Here is a 25,460-nt window from a genome sequence, read left to right on the forward strand (position 1 = left end):
TTAACAGTTGTATCCATTTTATTAGAAAATCTGGGGGCAACAGCGATCGAAAGAACAATCCGCATGCGTAGTGATGAAAGAGCAGTCAGAGTTCATGATGATGAACCTGTTTTGTCCAAATGCAAAGGAGTGTGTGAAGGTCATGGGAAAAGAAACAGCGGTTAGCGGTATCGTAGCAGCGAATGAAAGCTCATTGTTCCAGACGTACGCCAGATATCCAATCGCCCTGGTAAAAGGAGAAGGCAGCTGGCTATGGGATGATCAAGGCAACAAATATCTTGATTTCATGGCAGGGCTGGCAGTAACGAATCTCGGTCATGCTCCCGTGAAAGTGAAAGAGAAGCTGAAGGCCCAACTGGATGAATTGTGGCATGTCTCGAACCTGTTTCACATTCCCGGCCAGGAAAAAGCGGCAGCGCTGCTGACAGCAAACACATGTGCTGATGCCGTTTTCTTCTGCAACAGCGGAGCGGAAGCTAACGAAGCAGCCATCAAGCTCGCGCGCCGCTACCATCAGAAGGTGAAGGGTACGGGGCGCTACGAGGTGATTACGTTTACCCAGTCCTTCCATGGACGGACGCTGGCTACATTGACAGCTACCGGCCAGGATAAGGTGAAGGAAGGCTTCCTTCCGCTGCCGGGTGGTTTCAAGAGCGTCCCGCTGCATGACCTTCCGGCACTTGAAGCTGCCATTAACAACAATACCGCAGCCATCATGATCGAGATGGTGCAGGCGGAAGGCGGCGTGCATCCGGTGGAGCCGGAATTCCTGCAAGCCGTGACCGAGCTGTGCAAGAAGCACGGTCTGCTGCTGATTGTTGACGAGGTTCAGACGGGCATGGGCCGTACCGGCAAGCTGTTTGCGCATGAGCATTACGGCATTGAGCCGGATATTTTTACCGTAGCCAAAGGGCTTGGCTCCGGCTTCCCGGTCGGCGCGATGCTGGGCAAAGGCTATCTGCGCGAAGCCTTCACGGCAGGCAGCCATGCCACGACGTTTGGCGGCACACCCATTGCGAGCTCCGTCATCCAGGCTACCATCGAGACGATGATTGAGGATCATGTGCCGCAGCGCGCGGCGGACGCCGGAGAATATTTGATGGCGAAGCTGAACGAGAGCCTGGGCGGTCATCCCTTTGTGAAGGCCATTCGGGGCAAAGGCCTGCTGATCGGGATCGAATGCGCGGAGCCGGTTGGCGAGCTGGTACTGAAAGGACAGAGCCGCGGACTGCTGTTCGTGACAGCGGGACCGGAAGTGATTCGACTGCTGCCGAATCTGTACGTGACAAGACAAGAAATCGATCAGGCGGTATCCATTATTACAGAACTGATTCATGAGCATTCAGCGGTTCAGCAAGCATAACGAGAGCCGTTATCCTATATGTAGCTTTGACAATAACAGTATACGGCAAGGAGGATTTAAGTTTATGACCGCAAGCGGACAAGTGAAGGAATTAAGCCTGAAAGGGCGGGATATGATAGAGCTGGATGAATACTCCACGGAAGAAATTCAGTTCTTGCTGGATTCGGCTATCGAGATTAAGCGCAAGCAGAAGAACGGTGAAGTCTATCAGCCGCTGAAAGGCAAGACGATCGGCTTGATATTCGAGAAGTCGTCCACGCGGACACGGATTTCGTTCGAGACGGGAATGTTCCAACTGGGCGGACATGCACTCTTTTTAAGCAAAAATGATATTCAGCTTGGACGCGGGGAGCCGATCAGCGATATGGCCCAGGTAATGTCCCGCTATCTGGACGGCCTGATGATCCGTACCTTCGGACACGACAATGTGGTGAACCTGGCGAGATATGCCTCCATTCCGGTCATTAATGGTCTGAGTGATATGGCACATCCATGTCAGGTGCTGGCGGACCTGCAGACGGTGCTGGAGCACAAGGGCAAGCTGAAAGGCCTCAAAATGGCCTTCATCGGCGATGGCAACAACATGGCGCATTCCCTTCTGATTGGCGGAGCCAAGATGGGCATGCATGTGGCCTTGGCCAGTCCGAAGGGCTACGAGGCGGATGCCGGCATTGTGAAGCTGAGCGAGGATATCGCAGCACAAACCGGCGGCAGCATTACGATTACGCAGGATCCAATCGAAGCCGCGAAGGATGCGGATGTGATCTATACGGATGTATGGGCCAGCATGGGCTTTGAAGAGGAGCAGGCACAGCGGGAAGTTGCGTTTGCAGACTATCAGGTGAACGAGGAACTTGTAAAGGTGGCGAAGCCGGATTATTTGTTCCTGCATTGTCTTCCGGCCCATCGTGGCGAAGAGGTCAGCGAAGGGGTGATCGACGGCGTCAACTCCGTCATATTCGATCAGGCCGAGAATCGTCTCCATGCCCAGAAGGCTTTGATGGTTGCTTTGATGGCATAACGCCGTTTATAGCGGAGGGTGCATTCTCTATGAAAATGTCTCTGCGGACGTTTTCTTTAGTATAATGAAGAACAGAGTTGTTAGTAACAAAGAGAGGGAGTTTAACCATGGCAAAACAAAAAATCGTACTGGCGTATTCCGGTGGCCTGGATACGTCCGTAATTCTGAAGTGGCTGAAAGAAACTTACGATGCGGAGATCATTGCTTTCACGGCTGACATCGGCCAGAAGGAAGAGCTGGACGGACTTGAGGAAAAAGCGCTGGCAACCGGCGCATCCAAAGTATACATCGACGATCTGCGCGATGAATTCGCGAATGATTTCATCTACCCGATGTTCCAAGCCGGTGCTATGTATGAAGGGCAGTACCTGCTCGGTACCAGCATCGCACGCCCACTGATTGCGAAGCGCATGGTGGATATCGCACGCGCCGAAGGGGCAACAGCGATAGCGCACGGAGCTACCGGCAAAGGGAACGACCAGGTCCGTTTCGAGCTGGGCGTAGCTGGCTTGGCACCGGACATTGAAGTGATCGCGCCTTGGCGTATCGAGGAGTTCCGTAGCTCCTTCCCGGGACGCGCGGAGATGATTGCTTACGCGGAAGCGCATGGCATTCCGGTAACGGCATCGGCAGCCAAATCCTACTCCATGGACCGCAACCTGCTCCACATCAGTTATGAGAGCGGCGTGCTGGAGGACCCTTGGTTCGATGCAAGTGCAGAGGACAGCAAGGATATGTACCTGCTCAGCGTATCTCCCGAAGATGCACCGGATGAGGCAGAGTATCTGGAGCTTACTTTTGAACAAGGGAATGTCGTTGCCCTAAACGGAGAGTCTCTGAGTCCGCTGCAGGTGATGGAGAAGCTGAATGAGCTGGGCGGCAAGCACGGCATCGGTCGCGTGGATATGGTGGAGAACCGTTTCGTGGGTATGAAGAGCCGCGGTGTCTACGAGACTCCGGGGGGAACCATCCTGTTTACCGCTCATCGCAAAATGGAATCCATCACGATGGACCGTGAAGTGATGAACCTGCGTGACAGCCTCATTACCCGTTACAGCACTTTGGTCTACAACGGTTTCTGGTTTGCGCCTGAGCGTCTCGCACTGCAAGCGCTGGTAACCGAAAGCCAGAAGAACGTATCCGGTACGGTGCGCGTGAAGCTGTACAAAGGCAACATCATCGGAGCAGGCGTGAAGAGTCCGGTCAGCTTGTACAATCCGGATATCGCAACGATGGAAGCTGATCCAACGCAAGCGTATGATCAAGGCGATGCTACCGGCTTTATTCGCTTGAACGCACTGCGTTTGAAAGTGGCAACCGGTGTGAACCAGAATCAATAAGACTCGCAAGCAAGGGCCCGTGTAGACAGAATGCTTGCACTAAGCACGCGGGCTGGGATATGCGACTTGAAGCATACAGCATGGTTTGTTCATGGATTTGGCAATAGACCAAGTACAGATGTATGGATCGAGAAGTAATGAACAGGCTGAAGGCCGTTTTCATGCTTGGGAGCTCCGATGTTTCTCGTGACTACCGGGAAACAGGGAGCTTTCTAGCGGGAAGCGGCCCTCTGCCTTAAACAGAGAGGGGCAAGTGTTGTGAGCAAGTTATGGGGCGGACGCTTTACGAAGCAGACCAACGCATTGGTGGAGGAGTATACGGCATCCATCGGTTTTGACAAACAGCTGGCTGAGGAGGACATTCAGGGAAGCCTTGCGCATGTGTCCATGCTGGGCAAATGCGGCATCGTGCCGGCAGAGGATGTGGAGACGATCAAGGCAGGCTTGAACAAGGTGCTAGAGCGCATTCGTGAAGGCAGCATTGCGTTCTCTGTATCGGATGAGGATATTCATATGAATATCGAGAAAAATCTGATCGACGAAGTCGGACCTGTCGGCGGCAAACTGCACACAGGCCGCAGCCGCAACGATCAGGTGGCTACAGACATGCATCTGTACCTGCGTAACCGTGTTGTGGCGTTGACTGGTATGCTGCATGAGCTGCAGACCGCCTTGATCGGACAAGCGAAGGATAACCTGGATACGATCATTCCAGGGTATACGCATCTGCAGCGTGCACAGCCGATTTTGTTCGCTCATCATTTGATGGCTTACGTGTCCATGTTCCAGCGGGATATCGACCGTTTGATCGACAGCTACAAGCGCATTAACGTGCTTCCGCTTGGAGCGGGTGCGCTTGCCGGCACAACGTTCCCGATTGACCGTCATTTCGTGGCGGAGCAGCTTGGATTTGACGGCGTTTACGAGAACAGTCTGGATGCGGTCAGCGACCGTGATTTTATTCTGGAATTCCTCTCGGATGCATCCATCATCATGATGCACTTGTCTCGCTTAAGCGAGGAGCTGGTGCTCTGGAGCAGCACGGAGTTCAATTTCATCGAGCTTGACGATGCGTTCTGCACAGGCAGCAGCATTATGCCGCAGAAGAAGAATCCGGATGTACCTGAGCTTGTCCGCGGTAAAACCGGTCGGGTATACGGCAACCTGATGGGCCTGCTTACCGTCCTCAAGTCGCTTCCGCTTGCTTACAATAAGGATATGCAGGAAGACAAAGAGGGCATGTTTGACACAGTGGCCACGCTGGAAGGTGCACTGCAGCTGTTTGCTCCGATGATCGCAACGATGAAGGTCAACAAGGGCCGCATGCGGGAGGCGGTGAATACCGACTTCTCCAACGCAACGGATATTGCGGACTTCCTGGTCGGCAAGGGACTTCCATTCCGTCAGGCGCATGAAGTGATCGGCAAGACGGTATTGTACTGTATTCAGAACAGCAAGTACTTGCTGGACCTGACGCTGGAAGAATTCAAGCAGTTCTCGGAGCTGTTCGATGACTCCATCTACGATGTGCTTCAGCCCGAGACGGTGGTTAATGCGCGTAATGTGTACGGTGGTACGGCAACCAGTCAGGTGAAGGCTGCGATCGAGCGTTCCGTGCAGACACAACAAGCGACGGAAGAGTGGCTGAACGTTCGTCAAGGAAACGTAGAGTAAGTAGAGTAACGTACACAGAGGGCATGGTTAAAATAAAAAAGATGGATCAGCACAAACCATGTGCCGATCCATCTTTTTTTGTATCATAAGCATGAGAAGCAGGCAGCAGGTACAGGCTTTCGAATCCCGATTCGAAGCAGGCATAGCCCCATGGATACTTCGCTCAACCAATCAGCGCCTCCGGTATTCTCATGTCATAGTTTCTGTTTCTCAGGCCTTCAGTGGAAGCCACTTCAGCACGTCCTGAATGTGGGTATCCCAATAGCCCCAATCATGGCCGCCCGGTCCCTCCTGATATGTGAAATCAAGGGACGTTCCTTCACAAGCCTTGCGGAAGGCCTGATTGTCCTGATACAGGAAGTCTTCCGTTCCGCAGCATTGATACAGGAGGGGTTTTGGCCCTTCCATGCGGTCCACTTCCTGAAGCAGCCACAGCAGGTCGTTGTCGGTGCCGGTGATGTCCCGTTCTCCGTAGACTAATTGGTGCTCAAACAAGGCTTCATTTCTTTCGATATGACCTGCCATGTCGAGTGCTCCAGACAAACTGGCCGCCGCAGCAAAAGATTCCGGACAGCGCAGCGCCAGCTTGAATGCACCGTACCCGCCCATGGATAAGCCTGCAACGAAGTTATCTTCTCTGGCATGCGACAGCGGGAAGAAAGAACGGGCTATGGCCGGAAGTTCTTTGCTGATGAAGGTCCAGTACTTACCTCCGTATTCCATGTCCGTATAGAAGCTGCGGTGTACTTGCGGCATAACAACAGCAATGCCCATCTCGGCGACATAGCGTTCGATGGAGGTTCTGCGCAGCCAAATGGAATCATCGTCAGATAAACCATGCAGCAGGAACAGCGTTGGATGAAGCCCGCTTTTGGCATGGTTGGTCATCCCGATCTGTGATGTGGTTTGCTGAGGCAGAATGACGGTCATGGATGTGCTGAGACCGAGAACCTCCGAAAAAAAGCGACAAGTCATAAGAGCCATGATATGTATCCCCTTTCATTTTTACATATGAGAGATCAACGACGTGCATATCAGAATCATATCATAATTATTTGCCCATTCTCCAAGAAATTCGTATGAAAATGCCTCGGTCTCAAGACCGAGACTAAGTTCCGTCATCGGGCTGTTTTATGAATAGCAACACTATGGTATCTTAGAGGGAGATTATGACTTTAAACGGTGCAAAGTAATGAAAAATACTTGAGAAATAAATAACGTTGCAGGCAGTAGCTGATATATATACGGTCATTACTTTTAAATCCAGAGGAGGATTAACATGATACCACATAACGAAAACTTGTCTGACCTGAAAATATCGGGAACGGGAACTTCAAGCGGCGGTCAGTATAACAAGGTGAGAATTGATGGTGCAGGGCAGGTGAACGGAAATCTGGATTGCGAGGAATTAATAGGTAACGGAACGATGAGTGTGAATGGAGCTGTAGCCGCACGTACAATTCGCGTTAACGGTTCGGGAAGCATCAAGGGAGCTGTAGACGCCGAAGAACTGAATGTTGCCGGCAGCTTGAGTCTGAAGGAAGGGTTGCGCTGCCGTTCTATTGTTATTGGCGGACATTGCAGCATTCACGGAGATTCGGAATCCGAGAGGCTTGAAGTGAACGGAAATTTGCGAAGCCGTGGGGATGTTCGGAGTGAGTCGGCCACGCTTAAGGGAGGCTTTAAGATTGATGGCCGTCTGCATGTAGGAACAGCGGATATTCGAGTGTTTGGTCGCTGTTCCGCTCAAGAAATCGTGGGAGACCGGATTACCACCCGCAAGAAGGGGAAGCGCCTCTGGGAAATGCTGTCCCTGCCATTAAAGGGAGCGCGGGTAGAGGCACGGATTATTGAAGGGGATATCTTGGATTTAGAATATATCGAGGCCGATATTGTCCGCGGTAACCGGGTGATTCTCGGCAAAGGATGCGAGGTAAGGCAAGTGGAATACAGAGACGAATTGACGCAGCATCCGGAGGCAGAAGTCAAAGCATCCCGGCGGTTTTAAGTTAGTTTAACCATGCCATAAGCATTCAGGTTAAGGCCGATTAGGTGGGAATCAAGGAGGCGGCGAAGAGTGGTTAATGATACGGCTGTGGAAAGACCCGGTATTTCTATTATGGGTGACGGAACCGTTGGCGGCGGTGTCGTGGGAAGGCTGCGAATTAACGGCGAAGGTGTCATTAACGGAGATACTGATTGCCATCTGCTGCGCTGTAATGGAAGTGCCATTGTCAATGGAAGCCTGCTCGGAAGGCTGGCACGGGTTAACGGTCATCTAAAGGTCTCTGACCATGTAGAAATGGAGCGTATCCGCATTAACGGGAGTCTTGATGCTGGGAGAAACGCAAGGATCAGCCACATTGGTATGAATGGAGATCTGAGTACAGGGATGGATCTGTTCTTCGTCAAGGGGGTCGTGAATGGCACGGTTACCGTTCAAGGCAATGTGGAAGCAGAGCAGATGACGGTTCGGGGAACGCTAAGCGTGAATGGGCACGTACAGGCCAGGGAATTGAACTTAACGTTAATCAAGCAAATTTCAAGTGTCCCTGAAATTCGAAGCCGCATGATCACGGTAGCGCCGACGAAGCTGGCGAAGTTGTTTCATTCATCCCGCAGGGGGCATCTGAATGCCGAGCGGATCGTAGGCGAGGAGATTCGCTTGGAGAATACGAGAGCGTCTGTTGTCAGGGGCAGCCGAGTGCATATTGGTAAAGGCTGCACCATAGACCGGGTGGAATATACCGAGACTTTCAGTGCAGATGCCAAGGCCGTTGTCAAAGATTTTTATAAAATAGATTCCATATGATTTTTAAGGCTAAAAGCCCGTATTCGGTGAGTTCGCGTATACGGGCTTTTTTCAGTTATGTCAATGTTTAAGGTGTACTGATTCCGTCCTCAACCACTTCCTCTTTTGGCGATTCTTTTGCTTCCGGCATTTGGACTTCGTTTGTTGGATTGATCGCAACGATGCTGTTTTGCGCGCGGTAAGTGTCTTTGGATATCTTCACGTTCTCCACGACCTTGCCGTTCACTTTCTTGGTTCGGTAGGTTTCGACCACATAGCCAGGTTTCCCGTTCTGGACTACCTGCTTGAGTCCTGGCGGCAGCGTGGTATTATGGATGACCTTCTCTGGGGAAGGCAGGGTTTCGATGGTGGTGGATACCAGTTCATACTCCGTATTCTCCGGGAAGGTACCGAACATCTTCAGGGTTAATTTTCCGTCTGACACGCTGGAAAGGATCAGCAGATGTTTGCCTGTGTTGTTCCGGAACCTGAAGTTGATGGCGCCCTCCGCAAAGGTGGCGTCCTGCCCCTTGGGCAGGTAGCTGACCGGAAGGGAATGATTGCGTCGTTCGGTTATATCCAGTCCCAGGAGCAGAGCAGCATGATAGACCGTGCTGGATACCTGGCAGATCCCGCCGCCTATGCCCGGGACAAGCTTGCCGTTAACGATAACGGGAGCTTCTTCAAATCCGTACTCCTTCTTCGCGGTATCTATAACATGAGCATAATTGAATTCATCGCCCGGCTTCAAAATCATCCCGTCCACGGCTTTGGCAGCCGCGGTTACGTTATGAACCCGTCCGGGTCCGCTGGAGCCAAGATCAGTGGAGAATTCGATGATTTTACGCTCCACCCCTTCATCCTGCAGCGATTTTACTGTAACCGGGGGCTTCTGACGGATCAAGGGCAGCTGTACCGTGATTTCTTCATCGCCTCTGGGCTCTGTAAACTGGCGTTCATCCGGAAGCGCAGCGCTGAACCCTTCATAGAAAGCCGCCCACTCGATGCGGTAGGCCGTCTTCTCCGGGGTATAGCGGACAACGTCATCACCGGAAATGCTTCGGACCGCATTGACCGGTTCGCCAAAGCGCTCCTTTTGCCAGTCTTCATTCAGCCGCTTCTTCAACGTATCGCGGTTCCAGTCGGTTGATATATGCCACTCCAATTGAAAATGGCGTCTGTACAGTACCTGATCCCACAGTGATCCTTCAGACATCTTGGCTATGGCATCCTGAAAATCGGCTGCGCTGAACTGAACACCGGCATCTTGCAGACTAAAACTTTCCGTGTGACCCTTCAAGGCCTCCGCCGCCAGCTTCACCTTCATCGTACTCATCGCTTGCAGCCGTTGATCCAGCTCGGCGAGCACCTCATTGGCGGGTTTGCCGCCTACCTGCCAGCCGGAGAGAACGACCCCCTTCGGGAGTTCCTTCTGATTCACATACATCGTCAACAGACCGAATCCGACGGAGAGGAGAAGAGCAAAACTGATGACAATGATGAGACCGAGATGAATTTTTTTCATTGGAAACCACCTTCTTAACTTCGTATTGGCCGCAGTTCGTGCACTTGTTCATGTATATGTCACGGTGGGCTTAAACTTTCGGGTACTCAAAAGGTAACAAATTTGTTACAATAGACGATGTCGTGAGGATTTTTCATGGATTTTAAAGGAATTCGATGGATACTGTCGAAAGTATAATGGCTAATTATGGATTGGGAAGTGATGAAGTGATTGAAATGCAGGACGTATGGAAGACCTATCCAAGCGGCGCCCATGCGCTTCAAGGAGTTTCCGTTAAGATCAATCGTAATGAATTCGTCTATGTTGTCGGACCTTCGGGTGCAGGCAAATCGACATTTATGAAACTTATCTATAGAGAAGAAGTGCCCACCAAGGGGCAAATTTCGGTTAACGGATTTAATATCGGGAAGCTGAAGCAGCGCAAAATCCCCTATGTTCGCCGAAATATCGGGGTTATTTTTCAGGATTATCGCCTGCTGCCCAAGCTGACTGCTTACGAAAATGTAGCTTTTGCCATGGAAGTTATCGAGGCTCCGCAGCGTCTCATCAAGAGACGGGTGATGGAGGTGCTGGAGCTTGTGGGCTTGAAAGCCAAGGCTGGCCGCGAGCCTTCCCAGCTCTCGGGCGGTGAGCAGCAGCGGATCGCGATTGCAAGAGCCATCGTGAATAACCCGTCCGTCATTATTGCGGACGAGCCTACCGGCAACCTGGACCCGGAAACCTCCTGGGGGATCATGCAGCTGCTGGATGAGATTAATTTCAGGGGAACCACCATTGTGATGGCAACCCACAACAGGGATATCGTCAACACCATGCGCAAACGCGTCCTTGCGATTGAGCATGGACAGATCGTCCGTGACCAGCAGAGAGGAGATTACGGGTATGAATTTTAGAACCTTCTTGCGGCACTTGCGGGAAGGGGCGAAGAGCGTTTTCCGGAACGGATGGATGTCGGTCGCATCGATTACTTCCATCGTGGTGTCTTTGTTTATACTGGGTGTTTTCATGCTGCTGGTCATGAATGTTAACGCATTAGCCGATAAAGCAGATAGCAATGTGCAGATCAATACTTACTTAAATCTCAACGTGGATGAAAAGCTGCGTGAAACCATCAAGGGTGAAATCGAGGCTATGCCGGAGGTTAGTGCCGTAAAGTTTGTGTCCAAGGAAGATGGAATGAAGGAGCTTGAGGAAAGCCTGGGCTCGGAATGGGTGGAAGGCTTCAGCGAGAAGGACCAGAATCCGCTGCCGGATGCATTTGAGGTTTCCGTCATTCAGCCAACAACGGTCGGCTTTGTAGCCGACAAGATTACCGCGCTGAACCAGAAGTATACGGAGGAGCCGATCCTGCGCGTCAAGTACGGCGAAGGAACGGTAGAGACCCTGTTTAAGATTACGAAGACGGTTCGGAATATCGGGTTTATTTTCGTAGCAGGACTCGGTCTGATGTCCATGTTCCTGATCTCGAACACTATTCGCGTTACGATTCTAGCACGCCGCCGGGAGATTGGGATTATGAAGCTTGTTGGCGCCACGAACAACTTTATCCGCTGGCCATTTTTCGTAGAAGGTGCCATGATCGGCCTGCTTGGGTCGATTGTAACGGTTGTTCTGCTGTTTGTAGGTTACGATCGTTTGTACGCTGCATCGCAAACCGATATCACGCTGGCACAGAGCCTAATCCCGCTGGGGGATTTGTGGCCGCTGATTGGCTCCATCATTGTTGGGCTGGGTATCGTGATTGGCGTCTGGGGAAGTACCATGTCGATTCGTAAATTTTTGAAAGTATAAAACAAGGTAAAGGATGGGGAGCGAAACTTGAAGAAAATCGCCGCAGGAGTAGCAGCCTTATTACTGGCCACTGTTATGATCCAACCGAATGTCGGACAAGCTGAGAAGAAGACCACTGCCGACGTAGATAAAGAGTTGAGAATGCTTCAGGAGCAGGTCAAGCAAGCACGGCAACAGAAGAACAAGGCTGCGGATGATAAACAAGAAGCCCAGCATTATAAGAATAAAACGAACCAGAACCTGAAATACGTCATGGAGCAAATCAGTATCGTCAGTAATGAATTAACCAAAATTTCCGTGAAGATCGACCAAACGGAAGATTCCTTGAAAAAAACAACAAAGGAGCTTGAAGCGGCGGAGGAGCGCATCGCATCCCGTGAAAAGCTGTTGGAATCCCGGATTCGTCTCATTTATATGGATGGTCAGGTATCCTATCTGGATGTGCTGCTCTCCTCGACCAGCTTCAGTGATTTCATTGAGCGCGCGGATTCGTTGAAATCCATCGTGGATCAGGACCAGGATCTGCTCGTACAGCATAAGCAGGACAAGCTGCTGGTCATTGATAAGAAGAAGGAACTTGAAGGCCAATATGCTACAGCCAAAGATCTGTATGGTCAGATGGAAGACCGCAAGAGCATTCTGAACGAGAAGGAACAGGAGAAGCGCGTTCTTCTGGCCCAGTACGATCAGGATATCGAGGATGCTGACATCTTGACTGAGGAGCAGGATAAAATGCTGGTTGCCCTGGCGAGCAAGCGTTCCGACCTGCAGAAGGAAAAGAACAAGCTGGCTGCTGAGGAAGCAGCCCGTAAAGCGGCGGCTGCCAAAGCGGCAGCAGCGAAGAGAGCGAAAGCGACAACCCTCGGCGGAAGCAAGGGCGGCGGTGGATACACAGGAAACGGTGGCCCATTCGCGATTCCGGTCTCCGGTGCCAGACTTTCTTCGGGTTATGGACCGCGCGTGCACCCGGTAACGGGTGAAGTCGGCAAGATGCATACAGGTCAGGATTTTGCTGTTCCGCAAGGGACCGAGATCCGTGCAGCCGAGAGCGGCACGGTGATCTTGGCCGAGTGGTGGAGCGGTTACGGAAACTGTGTTATTGTTGATCATGGGGGCGGTGTGTGGACTTTATATGGACATATCCGCAATGGCGGCATTAAGGTCAGCGAAGGCGACAAGGTGTCCAGAGGGCAGAAGATTGCCGAGGTGGGTTCCACTGGCCAGAGCACAGGACCGCATCTTCACTTTGAAGTTCGGGTCAACGGATCACCGGTTAATCCTTCGCCGTATCTGTAACTGATTCTTATAACCGATACTATATAACCTTCAGACCGCTGTATAAATATTCCCGGCAAGCCAATCATATACTAGGTGGACGGGATTCCCCGTGTGTTTAGCAGTTGAAACGTACAAAGGCGGTGAAGTACTTGCTGAAAAAACGAACGGCTGTCTTTCTGGTCATAGCTGCCCTGTTGTGCGGCGGACTGTTAACGATGGCTTTGACTCAGCTACCTGCTCCCAGTCAGACCGGAGACGGCGAGGGGTTGCTGGCCAGTATAGCGAACAAGAATGGACTGGAGCAGTCTGAAGCGAAGAAATTGGGGACAGCGATTGACCTCATCGAAAGCAATTATTACAAGGATATCGACAGGTCGAAGCTGATTGACGGCGCCATCAACGGTATGATGGAAGCCCTGGAGGATCCGTATTCCAACTATATGGGAAAAGAGACGGCAGCCCAGTTTGAAGAGAGCATTGAAGGCTCCTTCACGGGAATCGGTGCCGAGGTTTCCTCTGTAGACGGCAATGTGATCGTCGTATCACCGATCAAGGGATCTCCTGCCGATAAAGCAGGGATTCGGGCGAAAGATGCCATTCTTTCCGTTAATGGCGAGTCCTTGCAGGGGCTTGAGCTGAATGCGGCCGTAAACAAGATTCGCGGACCTAAGGGCTCCAAGGCCGTTCTTCAGATTAAGCGTGCAGGATCCGAACAGCCGATCGAGTATGTGATCGTTCGCGATGATGTCGATCTGGAAACCGTATCTGCCCGGATGGAGAAGGGCGGTATCGGCGTCATTGAGATTTCCCAATTCTCTCTGAATACAGGCAAACGCTTTGAAGAAGAACTCAAGAAGCTGGAAGGTCAGGGCATGAAGGGACTGCTGATTGATGTTCGGAACAATCCGGGCGGCGTATTGTCCGTGGTCATCGACATTGCAGAGCAGTTCGTGCCTAAAGGCGAACTGATTGTTCAGGTAGAGGATAAGGATAAGAAGCGGGAGAAGCATCCTTCGAACGGTGAAGCCAAATCCTATCCGATCACGGTGCTGATGAACAAGGGAAGCGCGAGCGCTTCCGAAATCCTGGCAGGCGCGCTGCAGCAATCTGCAGGAGCTACCCTGATGGGCGAGCATTCCTTCGGTAAAGGGACCGTTCAAACCAGCTTTGACAAGCAGCTTGGCGATGGAAGTTTACTGAAAGTGACAATTGCCAAGTGGTTGACGCCTAACGGAACCTGGATCCATGAGAAGGGGATTGAACCGGATATTAAGGTGTCGCAGCCGGATTACTTCACGGTTGCACCAATCGATAAGAAGAAAACCTATGCGTACGATGCAAACAGCACCGATGTCAAGAACGCACAGATCATGCTGGAAGCGGTTGGTTATAAGACAGGGCGTTCGGACGGTTACTTCGATCGGAATACGGAGAAGGCGGTCAAGAGCTTCCAGAGCAAGAATAAGCTGAAAGCGGATGGTATTATTAATACCGCGACAGCCGAGGCATTGGAGGCCGCGTTGATCGAGAAGATTCAGGATCCGAAAGAGGATAATCAAATGAATCGCGGAATTGCCGAGGTTCGGAAGGAAATCGCCACAAAGGCGTCGAACAAGTAAGAAGGCTGAATTTTAGCCTTCTTTTTTCTTTTAAGGTGCATGTTCAGTTGAAGTGTTTCTTGAATTTTGAACTACGTTTTAGAGCTGAAAGGAGCGTGGCAAGCTGTTGGAGACATTGAAACAACTGCTTATGTATGGGATAGACGCAGGCATACAACTGCTGACGCAGCCCTTTTATTATATTTCGATTTTGTTTGTGATGCTGTTTTACCGAAGGCAGGTGCTGGTGGAGCGTAAGCTGTTCCATGTGAAGCTGCATTCTTGGGGAATTCAGACCTGGCGGACGTTTCTCGGTGGGGTGCTGGCAGGCATCGCCGTTTCCATCGTTGTGGCCTTCCTGGGTATATCGTTAAGTTTGGAAGCCATCCTATGCATTTGGGTGACTTCGCTGATTCTGATGCTGTTTCATATTCGGTATTTATGCTTTGCTTATTCCATCGGGCTGCTTGGCATCCTCCAGTTCGTCCTAGGCTGGTTTCCGAACTGGCAGCCAGACGGCTGGATCAGCCATGTAACGACGACAATCCTTAGTCTGGATATCCCGGCATTGCTGGCTCTATCCGCCGTATTGCACTTTGCAGAAGCCATGCTGGTCAGGCTCCAAGGCTCGGGCTTTGCAACCCCTCTGTTCCTGGAAGGAAAGCGCGGCAGACTTGTGGGCGGCTATCATATGCAGAGCTTCTGGCCGCTGCCCCTGTTCTTGCTTGTCCCGGCGGTTGGCGGAGGCAGTGTGCTGCCGTGGACCCCATTCTTCGGGGGCGATGCCTGGAGCGGCGGCTTTACGATGATGGCGCTCCCGGTCGTGATTGGCTTCGGGGAAATGACGCAGAGCATGCTGCCGCAGGAGAAGGCGGGAATTACGGCGAAACGGCTTGTATTCTATGCAGCGACCGTGCTGGCATTGAGCCTGCTGGCCGAGTGGTGGACGCCGCTTATGATCGTGGCTGCATTAGCAGCGCTGCTGCTCCATGAAGGTTTGGTGTGGTACAGCCGTTATGAAGAGCAGCAGCGAAGCCCGATCTTTGTGCATCCGATTCGTGGACTGCGAGTACTCGCAGTCCTTCCGGATAGCCCGGCAAGCGAGCTTGGCATTCTTGCGGGAGAGACGATTCTGAAGGTGAATGGCAAACTGATTCACAGCAAGGAGCAGCTGCATGGAGCGCTGCGGCAGAATTCGGCCTTCTGTAAGCTGGAGGTTCAGAACCATCAAGGCGAGAGCAAGTTCCTGCAGCGTGCGATTTACGCGGGCGATCATCATCAGCTGGGAGCCATCGTTGCTCCGGATCCGAGGGATGGCATAGCGGTAGGTTTGAAGCCGGTAAGCTTGCTGACCCTGCTAGCGAATAAACTTCATCTTCGCAGCAAGCGAGGATCATCTGAGGGCAAGACGCCCGGTGGCTCCGAAGATGCAGGATTCCATTCGTGAATGAACAATTAACAGGCCCTTGTCCTATGGACAAGGGCCTGTTTTATTTGACTTTATAAGCTAACGCAGAATGCGAAAAGGTCTAAGCCTGCACTTTTTTTAGATAAAAAATAGCGATTTGCGTCCGGTCCCGAAGATTCAGCTTGCCTAATATTTCGGTTACGTAGTTCTTGATGGTACCTTCGCTTAAGTAGAGCTGGCCGGCAATTTCCTTGTTGGACAGGCCTTCTGCAATAAGGCCGACAATATTCTTCTCGGCCGGGGTAAGACCTAATGATCCAAGAACATCAGACTGGGAGACCGATTGGGGTGCAGGGCGGAGCATGCCGGTCAGCTTGCGGGCAATATCCGGATGGATTAGCATGTTACCGTCGTACACCGTTTTGATACCCTGGATGATCCGGTCCGGCGGAATGTTTTTGAGCAGATATCCGCTGGCCCCGTTCCGCAGCGCTTCCACAATGTAATCATCATCATCGAATGTCGTCAGCATGAGTACCCGAATGCCCGGGTGCTGTTCGCGAATTCGCCGCGTGCCTTCAACGCCGTCGCATACCGGCATGCGGATGTCCATGAGGATCACGTCTGCCGTAAGCCCACCCTCCAATAAAGCCAGAGCCTCTTCGCCGTGTGCCGCGACACCGGAGATTTCAATATCCGGGTCCATCCCTACCAGCAACTTCAGACTTTCTCGAATAAACGGGTCATCATCTACAATCAGAACTGATATCATGGATGTCCACGACCTTTACTAAAATATAGATATCGAATTACACAATCTCACTCTTTCGATAGACAGGCAGCCGGGTGATGACGGTAAAAGGTGCCGTTCGCCGTATCTCTAACGTCCCACCAACAACTTGAGTTCGTTCAAGCATGCCGCTTAGACCGATGCCTTGACGTTCAGGGACAGCCGCATGGGCGACCGTCTCTTTGACCTCCCCGTTATTGGAAACCTCCATTCGAATTTCCTGTTCCCCGTAGTGAAGCAAGATTTCAACCCGTCCGGCTTCGCCATGGCGGATGGCGTTGGTTATGGCTTCTCGGGCATTTTTATACAGAACCACCTGCTGACTAGGATAGAGCGGATAGGGCATGCCGTGCAGGATAAGTTCGGTTTCGATTCCGGTCTCCCTCCCCGTTTCCTCAAGCAGCCGACTCAAGGAATAATCGTCAGCAATACGTCTGCCGGGGCTCATTTGTTTTACAGCCGTGCGCATTTGCTCCATGCTCTGTCCTAACTGGTCACGGATCTGATGCAGCATATCCATACCTCGGGCCGGATCATGAGGTACGACTTGGAGGGCGGCTTCCATCATCATTTTGACGCGAATCAGCCGGTGGCCGATGTCGTCATGGAGTTGGCGCGAGATGCGGTGGCGTTCCTCCACCTGTGCCGCGTTCTCTACCTGATGCGCGAATTGCAGCAATTGTCTACCTGCCTCATCCTGCTGGAAATGAAGTCTCTTGAGCTCGTCGTATAACTGAATATGGTCAACTTGTTTCTGATTCATCCGATGGATATGACTGAACATTACGGCCAGAAACAGAAAGAGGAGATTGGCCGTTGTAATCAGCAGTGGATCATAATCGGTAATGGCGATGTTCAGCAGCGCGAGATGGGCGGTTGCCATCCAGAATTTGCTTGACCGCTCCTGAAACAAGGGCAGATAGACACATAATGCAGACACGGACAGGAAGACCATCATGAAGCCGTATTGATGGCATAACCACAGGGACAGCGCCATCTCCAGCAGCACCGCTGCTCTTAGATAGGCTGGGGATCGTACAAAGCGGCTTAACACTGTAAGGGCCAGAAAGAGCAGAAAGTACACCATGTATTCTCCATAATAGTCGAGCTGCTGCAGAAAGATATCAGCCGCAGCGGGAAGGAGAATCAGGCCGTAGCGCAGATAGGTGAGTGGGGAGGTCACAATGCGATCAGCACCCTTTTCCATAATAAAATCAAACCGTACACACGATTGGCTTCATTATATCACAAGGATGTTTTACATAAGGAGATGACTTTCGTCACCCGTATAAGGTGACTTCCTCTACCTTCAAGAGCTGAGGGTCTTAGATAAAATGAACTTAACGGATAGATACGAAAGAAATGGAGTTGGTGATGATGGCGGTCTTTCTGCAGATGAAAGATGTCGTGAAACGATACGGTAGCAAGCTGTCGGTGGACCATATGAACCTGGAAGTGAATGAAGGCGAGATCTTCGGGCTTCTCGGACCGAACGGGGCCGGCAAGAGCACATCCATCAACATGATCTGCGGGCTTCTCTCGAAGGACCAGGGCAGCATTAAAGTTGACGGTATCTCGATTGAAGAGCAGCCGCTGGAAGTGAAGCGGAGAATCGGATTGGTGCCGCAGGATCTGGCCCTATATGAAGAGATGTCCGCTTGGGACAATGTCACTTTTTTTGCGAAATTATATGGACTGCGCGGCAATCTGCTGAAGGAACGGGTGGAGGAGGCACTGGAGTTTGTCGGGCTGCAGGACCGGGCTAAAGAACGGCCGTCAACCTTCTCCGGCGGGATGAAGAGAAGACTGAACATTGCCTGCTCGATCACGCACCGTCCGAAACTTATTATCATGGATGAGCCAACGGTGGGAATTGATCCGCAGTCGCGCAATCATATCTTGGAATCAGTGAAGACACTGAACCGTATGGGCTCTACCGTTATCTATACAAGTCATTACATGGAGGAAGTTGCCGCGATCAGTGACCGGGTGGCGATTATGGATCAAGGTCATGTCATCGCTTGCGGAACGCAGCAGGAGCTTCGGGCGCGTGTCGCCCATGAGGAGAAAATCATCCTTACCGCAGATGGGATAACGCAGGACTTGATCGAGCAACTGACGATTCATCCGCGTGTAAGGCGCGTTACGCAGAATGACAGCGAGATTCAGGTCTATGTGCCTTCGGCCCAGAATGAGCTGCAGGATATCCTGTTCATCTGCAGTAAACATGATACCATTCTCCGAACCTTGCAGTGTGAGGAGCCGGACCTCGAAACGTTGTTTCTCAGTTTGACCGGGCGGACGCTCCGCGATTAATCACATGCGCACGTCTGGGAATCTATGAAGGAGGAATACCGGAGATGAATATGATGATTATCGCCTGGTTTGAGCTGAGGCGGATGGTTACCAGCCGCTCGGTGCTAATTAACCAATTTTTGCTGCCGCTGATCCTTATTTTTATATTAGGCAACGCACTTTCGGGCTGGTTCGGTAATGATCAGGAATTTAAACAACAACCGGTCAGGGTAGGAGTTGTTTTGAGTCCTACGGATGGGGGCCAGCTGCCAAAAAGCATTCAGGCTCTGATGAATACACCGGCACTACAAGACATTCTGGTACAAGAGATCGTTGCGAGCCGTGAAGAGGCGGAAGGAAAGCTGCGCAGGGGCGAGGTGGATTATGCGGTAGTGACCCCAGCTTCTTTTGATGAACGAATGGGCCAGGGAGACGAAGTAAAACTTGAATTGCTGCCGGGAAGGGACCGTAATCTCAATCTGGTGGCTGACACCATCTTTAAAACCTTTATTGCAGATGCCAATCACAAACAGGCGGAGGCCGTCGTTCTGGGCCGAGATAAGGTTCTTGCGGCACAAGCCGCAGCGCCTGTTGAGGCCACACCCGGACCGAACATTACGATCGGGCAGCTGAGTGAGAAAGAATCCACGTATTCGGCGGCGCAATACTACGCAGCTGCCATGCTGATTATGTTTCTGCTATATTCGGGCCTGATGGCAAGCAGCAGTTTGCTGGGAGAGCGGGAAAGCAAGACCCTTTATCGTCTGCAAAGCGCACCGGTGACCCCCGGAACCATATTTGCAGGGAAAATTATCGGCTGCACTTTAATTACACTTGCACAGGCAGCGGCCATCGTGCTAGGGTCCATGTGGCTGTATGGTGTGAAATGGGGCCCTCACCCCTTTCTGCTCACGATGGTCTGTGTATTAATTGCATTATCGTCCATGACCATTGCCACGTTCATAACGCTAATTTCTTCGACAGCTGCAGGGGCCAGAGGGTTGATGCAGGCTATCATTATCGCCATGACGTTTGTCAGCGGAGGCTTCATGCCGCTGCCCATGGAGTTCTTCCAGAAGATCGGCGCCTTCACCGTTAATCATTGGGCTATGCAGAGCATGCTCCGGATGATGCTGGATAGCGAAGTGCATTTGATTATTACCTGTGTCGGCATGCTGGCGGCTATTACCGCAGCTTTGTCCGCTGCAGCCATGTTTATGTATAGGAAGGTGGGATACCATGCATAGCTTGACCATTGCCTGGCATATGGTAAGGCGGACGCTTGGGCGAAAAAGGGGCTGGATCGTTTATCTGCTGGTCCCTTGCGTGGTCGTTACTTTGACGGTGTTTCTCATGGGGCAGACGACAGCCGCAAGCATTCTGGTCTCCTACGTGAATGAGGACGAGGGGCCCGCGGGTCAATACCTGATAAGCGAACTGGAGCGTAGTGGACAATATGTACTGAAGCAATCTGTGACCGAAAGTACGCTCAAGGAAGAGCTGATAGAGAATAAAAGCACGGTAGGTGTTTATATACCGGAGGGCTTCAGCGATGCATTGTTGGAAGGACAATGGTCAACGGTGAAGGTGTACGAAATATCAACCTCGGAAGCTTCGGTTATGATTCGAATGACGGCGGATTCAGCAGCAACGCGCCTGAGCGGCACTGCGGCCTTGATCCGGGAGACCTCAGGTCCAAGTGTGAATCCCATGATGGCATTGGAAGAGGTGATCGGGCAGTCTGCACAGAACCGGGTGGATACGCAGGTTACCGATTTAAATTTATATGCCAGACCGGGGCTCTCCAACGTTACGGGATTTACCCTGATGTTTATGATGACCCTGATCTCCAGCGTGGTATCCATGATTATGGATGACCGCAGGCAGAGAACATTATCGCGCATGTATACGGCACCTGTACGAGCTTATCAAATTGCTCTGGGCAATTTCCTGGGCAGCTTGGTAGTCGGCTCGCTGCAGGTGGTGATTGTGCTTGTTCTCAGCCGGTATGTACTCCGTTATGATTACGGTATCCCGTTATTGCTGCACTTCCTCATTCTGATGGCTTTCATGCTGGTCTCATTAGGGGTTGCCAGCACGGTAGCCGGGTTAATCCGGAACGGGCAAAATGCGGCGATGATCAATTCCATGATCGTCACACCGACCTGTATGCTGGGCGGATGCTTCTGGCCGCTTGCCATCATGCCGGACTTCATGCAGAAAATCGCCAATTTCATTCCTCAAAAATGGGCGATCGAGGCGGTGGAGACGGCAGCTACGGGGGGGACGCTGTCTGATATCGGTTTGCCGCTTGCGGTTCTTGGGCTGATGGCTGTCATTCTGCTGGCTGTAGGGTCTGTTGTCTTGCGGCCAAGCGAGAGCGGGGCAGGGCATGGCGCCTAGGCGCAAGGCTTTAAATCCTTGTTAACTGCAGAGATATCGTCGTTGCCGGCATAATTATTGGGTTTCGTGATTTTCATATAAAAAAGAGCGCCTGGCCAGATCTGAATGTACATGGATTCAGTCTGCCGGGCGCTTGTTACATGGAATATAAAGTGTGCTGCGACAACACGGTACCCAAGTCATCTTGAGTGTGTTGGACCTGTTTGAATATGTGAAGAATCAGCTGAATCCACCCTTCACTATGTAGAACGAGACTACTGCTTCAGCTGTCTCAACACCGTGATTTCAACCCGGCGGTTTTTCTGTTTGCCTTCGGGTGTGGCGTTGTCCGCTGCCGGACGGGTATCGGCATAACCAGCGTACTGGAATCCTGCCGGGTCCAGCTTGCTGTCCTCCAGGAAGAATCTCAGCACCGACATGGCACGGGCGCCGGATAGCTCCCAGTTATCCTTGTAGCTGGAGTGGCGACCAATCGGCACGTTGTCCGTATGCCCTTCGATGCTTACCGTTGTATTCAAATCGCCGAACAGGCTTGCCAGCTTGCCGAGCACCGGGGCAGCCCCGGATTTAAGCTCGGCCTTCCCGACATCGAACAGGAAGCGGTCGCTTAACGTAATGGCAATCCCCTGGGGCTCGTCCGAAATGAAGATGTCCTCCTCCAGCTGGTTGTCTTTCACGTACTGCTGAATGAGTCCCATAAAGTTCGCAAGTTCCTCTTCCTGGGCTCGGAAGGCCAGCTCACGCTCGGTTAAAGGTGCTTCCCCGTTATCTTCCTCCTTATCCTCAGTGACGGCTGTTTGTGGCGGCGGATTCTTATGGTTCTCCGTATCGGCTGTGCCCGTAATGCCCGAACCCATCTCCAGGATGCTGTCACCGCTCTGGAAGGTGGCCTGCAGGGACTGGGTGACCAGTTTGTATTTTTCCGTATCCAGCCGACTCATGGCATACATTACAACAAAAAAGATCAGGAGCAGCGTAATCAGATCCGCATAGGTGATCATCCAGCGGTCGCGCTGATCGCTTCCTTCCTGCTTACGGTTGCGCCGCCGTCTATTCGGCTGTCTCATGCGCGATCCCCCTTGAGGACGGAGTATCCGTGGTGCCGGCGGAAGCGAAGGAGGCTAGCTTTTTGCGGACCAACAGCGGGTGCTCGCCGTTCTGAACAGCCATAATTCCTTCGAGCAGCAGCTCCATGTTTGCAATTTCTTCTTCGGAGCGTGCTTTAATCTTCGATGCAATGGGCAAAAAGATAATATTGGCACTCGCAACACCGTATAAAGTTGCGGTGAATGCAACAGCGATGGAAGGGCCGAGATCGGTTGGGTCTTGCAGACTGCCCAATACATGGATCAATCCCATGACGGTACCGATGATGCCCATGGTAGGGGCATATCCCCCGGCGGATTCGAAAATTTTGGCATAGCCTTCATGCTTCTGCTCGGCGGCATTGATATCGAGCTCCAGGATTTGCCGCACCATTTCAGGGTCGTTGCCGTCCACAACCATCTGCATGCCTTCCCGAAGGAACGGATCCTCGTGGTCGGCCGAGATGCGCTCCAGCGCCAGCACGCCGTCTCTTCTGGCTGTTACCGACATATCGACGATGTCGTCAATCAGCTTCTCTGACGAACGCTCGCTGCGGCCGAAGGCCAGCTTGAGCGCAGCAGGGATGGTGCGGAGCCGGGTGGCAGGGAAACTGACGATGACGGCGGCTATGGTGCCGCCGAATACGATAAGGGCTGCCGCACCTTGCAGCAGACCGCTCAGATGACCGCCTTCCCATAAGAATCCCCCGATCAACGCGGCGAGACCGGCGAGAATGCCAAAAATAATCGTAATATCCATAACGCTGTACCATCTCCTTTAAGGAAGTTAAATTCATGAAGTCATAAGTTTGATATAAAGCTTGTTCAATGCGGGTCATGAGGTCTGCCAGACTCTATAAGTTGAAATCCCGACAACGGGAACTGGAACTTATTGAAATTTTCATTAAACTGTTTGCATCAAAAAAAGGGAAGGGGTATAATGAGACGGGAACAAATATTCTTATTCCCTAAGTAGACACCACTAATTTCCCATAATATATCATCGGGAAGTTTCGACATATCTTTTAGCATGAATTTAATTTTAGAGTATGAGGGTGATGAAGGGCAATGAGCGATTTAGTTGTCAGTACCAAATCCTTTGAGATCGAGTCTGAATTCCAGCCGCAGGGCGACCAGCCCACGGCTATTGATGCGTTGGTCGAAGGATTGCACCAAGGGAAGAAGCATCAGACACTGCTGGGTGCAACAGGAACGGGTAAGACGTTTACGATCGCGCAAACAATCGCCAAGGTAAACCGTCCGACACTCGTCATTGCACATAACAAGACGCTGGCTGCTCAACTGGCCAGTGAGTTCAAGGAATTCTTCCCGAACAACTCGGTGGATTATTTCGTGAGTTATTACGATTACTATCAGCCGGAAGCCTATATCCCTTCCTCTGATACGTATATCGAGAAGGACTCCAGTATTAATGAAGAGATTGATAAGCTACGCCACTCTGCAACAAGCTCGCTGTTCGAACGACGCGATGTCATCATTGTGGCGAGTGTATCTTGCATATACGGTTTGGGTTCGCCGCATGAGTACGGTGAACTGCTGCTTTCGCTGCGGGTGGGTATGGAGAAACCTCGCAATCAGATTTTGTCCCGACTTGTTGACATCCAATATCAGCGGAACGATATCAACTTCGTTCGCGGCACATTCCGCGTTCGGGGGGACGTCATCGAGATTTTCCCTGCTTCGAAGGGGGAGCATGCCGTTCGCGTTGAGTTGTTCGGCGACGAGATTGAACGGATCACAGAGATTGACGTGTTGACGGGCGAGCTGGTTGGAGAACGCGACCATGTCGCCATATTCCCGGCATCTCACTTCGTTACCCGTGAAGAAACGATGCGGGTAGCGCTTGTCAATATTGAACGGGAGCTGGAAGAGCGTCTCGAACTTCTTCGTTCGGAAGGCAAGCTGCTGGAAGCGCAGCGACTGGAGCAGCGCACCCGTTATGATATTGAGATGATGAAGGAAGTCGGCTTCTGCTCCGGCATCGAGAACTATTCCGGTCCGCTGACCTTCAGAGAGGCGGGGGCAACCCCCTATACACTCCTGGATTACTTCCCGGACGATATGCTGTTTGTCATTGATGAATCGCATGTGACTCTGCCGCAGATCCGCGCGATGTACAACGGTGACCGTGCGCGCAAAACCGTGCTGGTCGACCATGGTTTCCGATTGCCGTCCGCGCTGGATAACCGTCCGCTGAAGTTCGAGGAATTCGAGGAGAAGGTGAACCAGATCATCTACGTATCGGCTACGCCGGGTCCGTATGAGATGGAGCACTGCGAGACGATGGTTGAGCAGATCATCCGTCCGACAGGACTGCTTGATCCGATCATCGATGTGCGTCCTACAGAAGGCCAGATCGATGACCTGATCAGCGAGATCCATGACCGGGTGGAGCGCGATGAGCGTGTGCTCGTGACCACCCTGACAAAGAAAATGTCGGAGGATCTGACCGATTATTTGAAGGAGATCGGGATCAAGGTTCGTTATATGCACTCCGACATCAAAACGCTGGAACGGATGCAGATCCTTCGCGATCTGCGGCTTGGTACATTCCACGTGCTGGTGGGTATTAACCTTCTACGGGAAGGTCTTGACCTGCCAGAGGTTTCCCTGGTTGCGATTCTGGATGCGGACAAGGAAGGCTTCCTCCGTTCTGACCGTTCCCTTATCCAGACGATTGGCCGGGCTGCGCGGAACTCGGAAGGTAAAGTTATCATGTACGGCAACAAGATCACCGATTCCATGGATCGGGCGATCAAGGAAACCGAACGTCGCCGCAGCATTCAGGTCGCTTATAATGAGGAGCACGGCATTACGCCGCAGACGATCCGCAAGAAGATCCGCGATGTCATCGAAGCAACGAAGGTTGCAGAGGGCAAGACCGATTATCTGGTGGGCGAAGGACAGAAGATGTCGAAGAAAGAACGTCAGAATCTGATTCAGCGTCTGCAGTCCGAGATGAAGGAAGCCGCAAAGAATTTGCAATTCGAGCGTGCGGCAGAGCTTCGTGATGCCCTTCTGGAGCTGCAGGCTGAATAATATGGGTTGAAGAATGTCAAGGGGGACGGCCAAGCGGT

Annotated in this window: 21 protein-coding genes; 15 read left to right on the forward strand and 6 right to left on the reverse strand. The window is 51.9% G+C overall.

Features of this window, described 5'->3' with window-relative positions; genetic code table 11:
* The first annotated feature begins 142 nt into the window (after positions 1-142).
* From WDY75_RS02490 to argH, 4 genes are all read left to right on the forward strand, one after another.
* The gene (locus WDY75_RS02490; RefSeq protein ID WP_006213033.1) at positions 143-1,363 is read left to right on the forward strand and encodes an acetylornithine transaminase; all 1,221 of its coding nucleotides are present in this window, start codon (positions 143-145) and stop codon (positions 1,361-1,363) included.
* A 64-nt stretch (positions 1,364-1,427) separates the two neighbouring features.
* Positions 1,428-2,384 carry an ornithine carbamoyltransferase gene (argF, locus tag WDY75_RS02495; RefSeq protein WP_063477975.1) on the forward strand — a complete coding sequence of 319 codons (957 nt, stop codon included), beginning with the start codon at positions 1,428-1,430 and terminating at the stop codon, positions 2,382-2,384.
* A 107-nt stretch (positions 2,385-2,491) separates the two neighbouring features.
* A complete protein-coding gene (locus WDY75_RS02500) occupies positions 2,492-3,724 on the forward strand; it encodes an argininosuccinate synthase (protein ID WP_006213031.1) in 1,233 nt (410 codons plus the stop codon).
* A gap of 258 nt (positions 3,725-3,982) precedes the next feature.
* Complete coding sequence (gene argH / locus WDY75_RS02505) at positions 3,983-5,398, forward strand: argininosuccinate lyase (RefSeq protein WP_006213030.1); 1,416 nt, start codon at positions 3,983-3,985, stop codon at positions 5,396-5,398.
* A 210-nt stretch (positions 5,399-5,608) separates the two neighbouring features.
* Here argH and WDY75_RS02510 read toward each other — a convergent pair whose 3' ends face one another.
* Positions 5,609-6,382: an alpha/beta hydrolase gene (locus WDY75_RS02510; RefSeq protein WP_006213029.1), complete on the reverse strand. Its 774-nt coding sequence runs from the start codon at positions 6,380-6,382 to the stop codon at positions 5,609-5,611.
* 295 nt (positions 6,383-6,677) lie between these two features.
* Between WDY75_RS02510 and WDY75_RS02515 the strand changes: the two genes are divergently transcribed.
* Positions 6,678-7,406 carry a polymer-forming cytoskeletal protein gene (locus WDY75_RS02515; protein WP_063477974.1) on the forward strand — a complete coding sequence of 243 codons (729 nt, stop codon included), beginning with the start codon at positions 6,678-6,680 and terminating at the stop codon, positions 7,404-7,406.
* Positions 7,407-7,475: 69 nt separating this feature from the next.
* Positions 7,476-8,210 carry a hypothetical protein gene (locus WDY75_RS02520; RefSeq protein WP_006213027.1) on the forward strand — a complete coding sequence of 245 codons (735 nt, stop codon included), beginning with the start codon at positions 7,476-7,478 and terminating at the stop codon, positions 8,208-8,210.
* A gap of 67 nt (positions 8,211-8,277) precedes the next feature.
* Here WDY75_RS02520 and WDY75_RS02525 read toward each other — a convergent pair whose 3' ends face one another.
* Positions 8,278-9,714 carry a VanW family protein gene (locus WDY75_RS02525; RefSeq protein ID WP_063477973.1) on the reverse strand — a complete coding sequence of 479 codons (1,437 nt, stop codon included), beginning with the start codon at positions 9,712-9,714 and terminating at the stop codon, positions 8,278-8,280.
* 206 nt (positions 9,715-9,920) lie between these two features.
* Between WDY75_RS02525 and ftsE the strand changes: the two genes are divergently transcribed.
* From ftsE to WDY75_RS02550, 5 genes are all read left to right on the forward strand, one after another.
* Positions 9,921-10,607, forward strand: coding sequence for a cell division ATP-binding protein FtsE (gene ftsE / locus WDY75_RS02530; protein ID WP_006213025.1), 687 nt, complete (start codon positions 9,921-9,923; stop codon positions 10,605-10,607).
* Entirely contained in the window at positions 10,597-11,505 is a 909-nt protein-coding gene (ftsX, locus tag WDY75_RS02535) for a permease-like cell division protein FtsX (RefSeq protein WP_006213024.1), read from the forward strand. Before ftsE ends, ftsX begins: the two co-directional genes overlap by 11 nt.
* 27 nt (positions 11,506-11,532) lie before the next feature.
* Positions 11,533-12,801 (forward strand): murein hydrolase activator EnvC family protein, encoded by a 1,269-nt coding sequence (locus WDY75_RS02540; RefSeq protein ID WP_006213022.1) that lies wholly within the window; start codon positions 11,533-11,535, stop codon positions 12,799-12,801.
* A 131-nt stretch (positions 12,802-12,932) separates the two neighbouring features.
* Complete coding sequence (locus WDY75_RS02545; protein ID WP_063477972.1) at positions 12,933-14,402, forward strand: S41 family peptidase; 1,470 nt, start codon at positions 12,933-12,935, stop codon at positions 14,400-14,402.
* 106 nt (positions 14,403-14,508) lie between these two features.
* Positions 14,509-15,828, forward strand: coding sequence for a PDZ domain-containing protein (locus WDY75_RS02550; RefSeq protein ID WP_036639887.1), 1,320 nt, complete (start codon positions 14,509-14,511; stop codon positions 15,826-15,828).
* Positions 15,829-15,910: 82 nt separating this feature from the next.
* On the opposite strand, the gene WDY75_RS02555 is transcribed toward WDY75_RS02550, so the two are convergent.
* Together WDY75_RS02555 and WDY75_RS02560 are read right to left on the reverse strand one after the other, a co-directional pair.
* Entirely contained in the window at positions 15,911-16,561 is a 651-nt protein-coding gene (locus WDY75_RS02555) for a response regulator transcription factor (protein WP_063477971.1), read from the reverse strand.
* Positions 16,562-16,598: 37 nt separating this feature from the next.
* Positions 16,599-17,762, reverse strand: a complete 1,164-nt coding sequence (locus WDY75_RS02560) for a histidine kinase (RefSeq protein ID WP_338841924.1) — start codon at positions 17,760-17,762, stop codon at positions 16,599-16,601.
* A gap of 194 nt (positions 17,763-17,956) precedes the next feature.
* Between WDY75_RS02560 and WDY75_RS02565 the strand changes: the two genes are divergently transcribed.
* From WDY75_RS02565 to WDY75_RS02575, 3 genes are read left to right on the forward strand one after another with little or no spacing between them, the layout of a single operon-like run.
* Positions 17,957-18,895 (forward strand): ABC transporter ATP-binding protein, encoded by a 939-nt coding sequence (locus tag WDY75_RS02565; protein ID WP_036639884.1) that lies wholly within the window; start codon positions 17,957-17,959, stop codon positions 18,893-18,895.
* Positions 18,896-18,939: 44 nt separating this feature from the next.
* Entirely contained in the window at positions 18,940-20,121 is a 1,182-nt protein-coding gene (locus WDY75_RS02570; RefSeq protein WP_063477970.1) for an ABC transporter permease, read from the forward strand.
* Positions 20,114-21,277, forward strand: a complete 1,164-nt coding sequence (locus WDY75_RS02575) for an ABC transporter permease (RefSeq protein WP_063477969.1) — start codon at positions 20,114-20,116, stop codon at positions 21,275-21,277. Before WDY75_RS02570 ends, WDY75_RS02575 begins: the two co-directional genes overlap by 8 nt.
* Before the next feature lie 254 nt (positions 21,278-21,531).
* On the opposite strand, the gene WDY75_RS02580 is transcribed toward WDY75_RS02575, so the two are convergent.
* Both WDY75_RS02580 and WDY75_RS02585 read right to left on the reverse strand, forming a co-directional pair.
* Positions 21,532-22,344, reverse strand: a complete 813-nt coding sequence (locus WDY75_RS02580) for a flagellar motor protein MotB (protein WP_063477968.1) — start codon at positions 22,342-22,344, stop codon at positions 21,532-21,534.
* Positions 22,328-23,122: a flagellar motor protein gene (locus WDY75_RS02585; protein ID WP_063477967.1), complete on the reverse strand. Its 795-nt coding sequence runs from the start codon at positions 23,120-23,122 to the stop codon at positions 22,328-22,330. Before WDY75_RS02585 ends, WDY75_RS02580 begins: the two co-directional genes overlap by 17 nt.
* Before the next feature lie 308 nt (positions 23,123-23,430).
* Between WDY75_RS02585 and uvrB the strand changes: the two genes are divergently transcribed.
* Positions 23,431-25,422 carry an excinuclease ABC subunit UvrB gene (gene uvrB, locus WDY75_RS02590; protein WP_006213012.1) on the forward strand — a complete coding sequence of 664 codons (1,992 nt, stop codon included), beginning with the start codon at positions 23,431-23,433 and terminating at the stop codon, positions 25,420-25,422.
* The last annotated feature ends 38 nt before the right edge of the window (positions 25,423-25,460 follow it).

Origin of the sequence: Paenibacillus glucanolyticus, from assembly GCF_037333485.1 — a bacterium.
Taxonomy (GTDB): Bacteria; Bacillota; Bacilli; order Paenibacillales; family Paenibacillaceae; genus Paenibacillus_AQ; species Paenibacillus_AQ glucanolyticus.